2 protein-coding genes are annotated in these 661 nt (G+C 41.5%); both read right to left on the bottom strand.

What is annotated here, in order from left to right; all coding sequences use genetic code 11:
• Positions 1 to 4: 4 nt before the first annotated feature.
• Positions 5 to 337, bottom strand: a complete 333-nt coding sequence (locus TX77_RS10740) for a cytidylyltransferase domain-containing protein (protein WP_230198127.1) — start codon at positions 335 to 337, stop codon at positions 5 to 7.
• A gap of 2 nt (positions 338 to 339) precedes the next feature.
• A partial coding sequence (locus TX77_RS10735) for a sugar phosphate nucleotidyltransferase (RefSeq protein ID WP_044505092.1) occupies positions 340 to 661 on the bottom strand: 322 nt, incomplete at its 5' end.

Genomic DNA, 661 nt, shown 5'->3' with positions numbered 1-661 from the left:
TCCCTTAACGGGGAAGTGGGCTGCAAGAGAACCACATAATCATAGCCAGGCAGTTCTTCAATGGCATGAACGACAGGTAACAAGCCAGATGTGCCATCTTGAGCCAAGTACTCTGGTCTTTTGAAAGGAACATCCCCCCCGTATCTAGAGCGGTTTTTATAATTGCATCATCATCTGAGGAAACAATAACTCTATCTATATATTTAGATTTATTAGCCTCCTCTATCGTCCATGCAATAAGCGGTTTTCCATTAAGCATCCGAATATTTTTACCGGGTACACCTTTAGAACCTCCCCTAGCGGGAATTATGGCCAATACCCTCTTGTCATTGATCATAATTATACAATTCCTTCTAGATACTCTGTATTTGCCCGTTCGAAATCGTCTATTCTTCCAATATCCATCCAATATTCCCTAATAGGGAAAGCAGAGGTAGGTGCATTTCGTTTCAGCAATTCGTCAAACAAAGAAGGCATGTCATAGAACGTGTTTTCTGGTATGTATTGCAGTACTTCTGGAGAAATAACATAAATCCCCCCGCTTATAAAAAAGCGTTGAAGTGGCTTTTCTTCGATACTTCGAAGGTGATGGTTGTCCACCTTCACAACACCATATGGCACTTGAAATTCATATTCTCTTACACACATCGTCGCATTCGCC

Origin of the sequence: Megasphaera massiliensis, from assembly GCF_000455225.1 — a bacterium.
GTDB classification, from domain to species: domain Bacteria; phylum Bacillota; class Negativicutes; order Veillonellales; family Megasphaeraceae; genus Megasphaera; species Megasphaera massiliensis.
Note: the sequence above shows the minus strand (reverse complement) of the source record. Positions and strands in the feature narration are given on the sequence as shown.